The sequence below is a fragment of the Pseudomonas sp. SG-MS2 genome (assembly GCF_009933855.1).
Lineage (GTDB): Bacteria > Pseudomonadota > Gammaproteobacteria > Pseudomonadales > Pseudomonadaceae > Aquipseudomonas > Aquipseudomonas putida_E.
In genome coordinates this window covers 1-4,832 of record NZ_MOMO01000186.1, presented here as the reverse complement: position 1 = coordinate 4,832, position 4,832 = coordinate 1, and the positions used below count along the sequence as shown (strand labels likewise).

The following is a 4,832-nucleotide window of genomic DNA, read 5'->3' as shown; positions in this document are numbered from 1 at the left end:
GTGTTCGAACAGCAGCGGGATGTCCTCGCGCCGCTCGCGCAACGGTGCCAGGCGCAGTTCGGCGACATTCAGGCGATAGGCCAGGTCTTCGCGAAAACGCCCGGCGCGTGCCTCTTCGAGCAGGTCGGGCTTGGTTGCGGCGATAATTCGCAGGTCGACGCTGATGCTCTGATTGGCCCCCAGCCTTTCCAGCTTCTGCTCCTGGATCACCCGCAGCAGCTTGGCCTGCTGGGCCAATGGCATGCTCTCGATTTCATCGAGAAACACCGTGCCGCCGTTGGCATATTCGAGTTTGCCGATGCGCTTGCCTTGGGCGCCGGTAAAGGCACCGCTTTCGTGGCCGAACAGTTCGGCTTCGAACAGCGACTCAGGGATGGCTGCACAGTTGAGCGCCACGAAGGGCTTGCCTGCACGCGGGCCGAAGTCGTGCAGGCAGCGCGCCACGCGCTCCTTGCCACTCCCGGTTTCGCCGCGAATCAGCACATTGACCGGCAGGCTGGCCAGGTCCAGCACCTGCCGACGCAATTGCTGCAGGCCTTGGGACATACCCAGAAGCGTGGATTCCAGGCGCGACTTGAGGTCTGCCTGCTCATGCAGGCGGCGGTTCTCCAGCACCAGCTGGCGCTTCTCCAGCGCGCGGCGCAGGCTCCCGAGCAGGTGCTGTGGCGTGAAGGGTTTTTCCAGGAAATCGTAGGCGCCGTTGCGCATGGCCTCGACCGCCATCGGCACATCGCCATGCCCGGTCAGAAGAATGACCGGCAGGTCCGGATCATCGGCCTGCAGGCGCTCGAGCAGCTGCAAGCCGCCCATGCCCGGCATGCGCACGTCACTGATGACAACCCCTGGAAAATGACAGGGCAACTGAGCCAGGCAGTCCTCGGCGCGGGCGAACAACTGCACGTTGAAACCGGACAGGTTCAACCATTGCTCGACGGCGCTGCGAATACTGGCTTCATCATCGACAACGATCACTGAATTCAACATGCAGGCTCCAGGTCGCGGGGCAGGGTAAGGCTCAGGCGCGCACCGCCTGGCAGGTTTTCGGCCTGCAACTGGCCGCCGGCTTCATGGATGATGCCATAGGAAATCGCCAGGCCCAGGCCAAGCCCTTCACCCACCGGTTTGGTGGTGAAGAAGGGGTCAAACACCCTGGCCAGGTCGGTCTCGGCAATCCCGCCGCCAGAGTCGAGCACGCTCAGTCGCCATTGATCGTGCTCGGGTTCGATGCGGATTTCCAGGCGTTTGTAACGTTTGTCGGCCATGGCGTCGAGGGCGTTGCGCAGCAGGTTGATCAACACTTGCTCCAGGCGGATCGCATCACCGCGTACCCATGCCGGGCGCGCCAGGTAGAGGGCCACTTCGACCTCGTCGCTGCGGATGCGTGTGTCCAGCAGGTGCAGGGCCTGATCGACAACGGTCGCCAGGTCCAGCCGCTCGCGCAGGCCGACCGGGCTGTTACGGGCGAAGGTTTTCAGGTGGCTGGTGAGCGCGGCCATGCGCGTGAGCATCTGCTCCAGCGGCTCCAGGGCCTGGCGTGCCTCGTCGTAGCGGCCGTGATCGAGCAGCAGGCGCAGGGTTTCCAGTTGCATGCGCTGGGTCGTCAGCGGCTGGTTGATCTCGTGGGCCATGGCGGCTGACATCTGCCCCAGTGCGGCCAGTTTGGCCGACTGCACCAGGCCCTCCTGGGCGGTACGCAGCTCGCGGGTGCGCTCTTCGACCTGGCGCTTGAGCTCTTCACGGCTGCGCCGGCGCAAGCGGGCCAGGCGCAGGCGCTGGCTGACGAACAGTGCAGCGAACACCAGGCTCAGCCACGCGGCAGCTGCGCCCAGGGCTGCATTACGGCCATCAGCGGCCAGTTGTGGTTTGCGCAACAGGTGCAAGGTCCAGTCTTCACTTTCCAGCGGTAGGCTTTCCCACAGGTACTCGGCAGGCCCATCAGGCCCCTGCACGCGGCTGAGGGTGCTGTTGCTGGCGAAGCGGGTCAACACCTGATGCTGCAGCGGTACCAGCGGTTGCTTGTCGTACTGGCGGGTCTGGGCCAGCTCTGCCCGATCGGGCCCGCTGAGCGGTTGCAGCTCGCGGTAACGCCAGCCGTCCTGGTTGGCGATGAAGGTGATGCCGCGTGCATCGCTGACCAGCAGGATGTCGTTGCCTTGGCGCCACTCGCGTTCCAGCTCGGGAAACTCTAGTTTCACCACCATGGCTCCGAGAAAACGGCCTTGTTCGTCAGTGACTGCGCTGGACAGGAAATACCCCGGCACGCCACTGGTCACGCCAACGGCATAGAAGCGGCCGCTACCCTGGCTGCGGGTTTGCTTGAAATACGGACGAAAGCCGTAGTTGGAGCCTACGTAGGTGGTGGGCAAGCGCCAGTTGCTGGCCGCCACGGCCAGCCCGGTGCGATCGAGCAGCTCCAGGGTGGAGGAATTGGCAGCACCATTGATGCGTTCGAGCTTAAGGTTGAGCGCGTCCTGTACCGGCTCGCTGATCGGGCCGCGCAGAGCCTGAATCAGTTCCGGGTCCAACGCCAGCACGGCGGGCAGGGCGCGATAGCGTTCGATCAGGGTATGCAGCGAGGTGGCGTACAGCCCCAACTGCTGGCTGGCACGACGGGCGTCATCCTCCATGGCCTGACGCTTGGCCTGGTGCATGGCCCAGCCGGCACTGAGCGCGGTGCCAGCGAAGATCAGCAGGGTGATCAGCCCCAGACGCAGGGCGCGAAAGGAAAATGGCATGGGGCAGGTCCGGATGAAGGGGGTATGAGTACCGCCCTATCGCCGTCAAACCAGCGATAGGGCGGTAAGGCTTGCAGACCGGTTACAGCAGTTCGAAGCTCTTTTGCTGCACGGCCTCTGAGTCCAGCCCGACCTGGACATTGAACGCGCCAGGTTCAGCCACCCGCTGCAGCTGCCCATTGAAGAACTTCAGGTCTTCCTCGCTGATGCGGAAGGCCAAGGTCCGCGACTCACCGGCCTTGAGCATCACTTTCTGGAAGTTTTTAAGCTCCTTCACCGGGCGGCTCATGGATGCTGCTACGTCCTGCAGGTACAACTGGACCACGGTCTCGCCATCCACCTTGCCGGTGTTCTTCACCGTCACCTTCGCCTCCAGCGTGTCGCCGCGCTTGAGGTCCTTGTGCGACAGGTTCAGCCCCGACAGCTCGAAGGTGCTGTAGCTCAAGCCGTAACCGAACGGGTACAGCGGGCCGTTTGGCTCCTCGAAGTACTGCGAGGTGTAGTTGCCCGGCTTGCCTGGGGTGAACGGGCGGCCAATGCGCGTGTGGTTGTAGTACATCGGGATCTGCCCGACCGAACGCGGGAAGGTGATGGCCAGCTTGCCCGAAGGGTTGTAGTCACCGAACAGCACGTCGGCGATGGCATTGCCGCCCTCGGTGCCAGCGAACCAGGTTTCCAGGATGGCATCGGCCTGTTCGCGTTCCCAGGCGACCGACAGCGGCCGCCCGTTCATCAGCACCAGTACCAGCGGCTTGCCAGTGGCTTTCAGGGCCTTGATCAGCTCGCGCTGGCTGGCCGGGATCTCCAGGGTGGTGCGGCTGGACGACTCGTGGGACATGCCGCGGGACTCGCCGACCACCGCCACCACCACATCGGACTGCTTCGCTGCCTTGACCGCTTCATCGATCAGCACAGCGGCCGGGCGCGGATCGTCAACGATTTCCGGGGCATCGAAGTTGAGGAAGTTGAGGTAATCGACGATCGCCTTGTCGCCGGTAACGTTGGAGCCTTTGGCATAGACCAGCTTGGCCTTGCCCTCGACGGCGCGGCGCAGGCCTTCGCGCACGGTGACCGAGTGCATCGGTTTGCCGTCGGCAGCCCAGCTGCCCATCATGTCGATCGGCGCATCGGCCAGCGGGCCGACCAGGGCAATGGTGCCGGCTTTTTTCAGCGGCAGGGTCTGCTTGCGGTTTTCCAGCAGCACCAGGCTGCGGCGCGCCACGTCGCGCGCGGCGTCACGGTGCAGGCGGTCTTCGCCGTAGTAATCCTTCAGGTCGGTTTCGGCCTTGCCGATCCGCACGTACGGGTCCTTGAACAGGCCCATTTCATACTTGGCGCCTAGTACTTCGCGCACGGCCTGGTCCAGTTCGGCCTGGGTCACCTCGCCTGACTTGAGCAGCCCTGGCAGCTCTTCGCCATAGAGGGTGTCGTTCATGCTCATGTCGATGCCAGCCTTGATCGCCAGCTTGGCCGCTTCGCGACCATCGTGGGCGACGCCGTGGCGGATCAGTTCCTGGATGGCACCGTGGTCACTGATGGTCACGCCCTTGAAGCCCCACTCCTTGCGCAGCAGGTCGTTCATCAGCCAGGTATTGGAGGTGGCCGGCACGCCGTTGATCGAGTTCAGCGCCACCATCACCCCGCCGGCACCGGCGTCGAGCGCGGCGCGGTAGGGCGGCAGGTAGTCGTTGTACATCTTCGGCAGGCTCATATCGACCGTGTTGTAGTCGCGCCCGCCCTCCACCGCGCCATACAGGGCGAAGTGCTTGACGATGGCCATGATGCTGTCCGGGTTGGCCGGGCTGCTGCCCTGGAACGAGCGGACCATCGCCTGGCCGATCCTCGAGGTCAGGTAGGTGTCCTCACCGAAACCCTCGCTGGTGCGGCCCCAGCGAGGGTCGCGGGCGATGTCGACCATGGGTGCAAAGGTCATGTCCAGGGCGTCGGCGGCGGCTTCGATGGCCGAGGTGCGGCCGACCTTGGCGATGGCGTCCATGTCCCAGGTGGCAGCCAGCCCCAGGCCGATCGGGAAAATGGTGCGCTCGCCGTGGATGGTGTCGTAGGCGAAGAACATCGGAATCTTCAGGCGGCTGCGCA

General features: G+C 64.3%; 3 protein-coding genes. All 3 read right to left on the bottom strand.

The features are described 5' to 3' along the window. Nucleotides 1–984: sigma-54 dependent transcriptional regulator (locus BLX42_RS15680; RefSeq protein WP_161872129.1), on the bottom strand; the 984-nt coding region annotated here is incomplete at its 3' end. Continuing rightward, entirely contained in the window at nucleotides 978–2,735 is a 1,758-nt protein-coding gene (locus BLX42_RS15675; protein WP_161872128.1) for an ATP-binding protein, read from the bottom strand. The genes BLX42_RS15675 and BLX42_RS15680, both read right to left, overlap by 7 nt. Nucleotides 2,736–2,817: 82 nt before the next feature. Continuing rightward, nucleotides 2,818–4,832, bottom strand: a 2,015-nt coding sequence (bglX, locus tag BLX42_RS15670) for a beta-glucosidase BglX (protein ID WP_161872127.1), incomplete at its 5' end; no start/stop codon positions are given.

Excerpts from the sequence above, each read along its gene's own strand:
- BLX42_RS15675 (WP_161872128.1), bottom strand. The coding sequence starts at position 2,735 with ATGCCATTTTCCTTTCGCGCCCTGCGTCTGGGGCTGATCACCCTGCTG.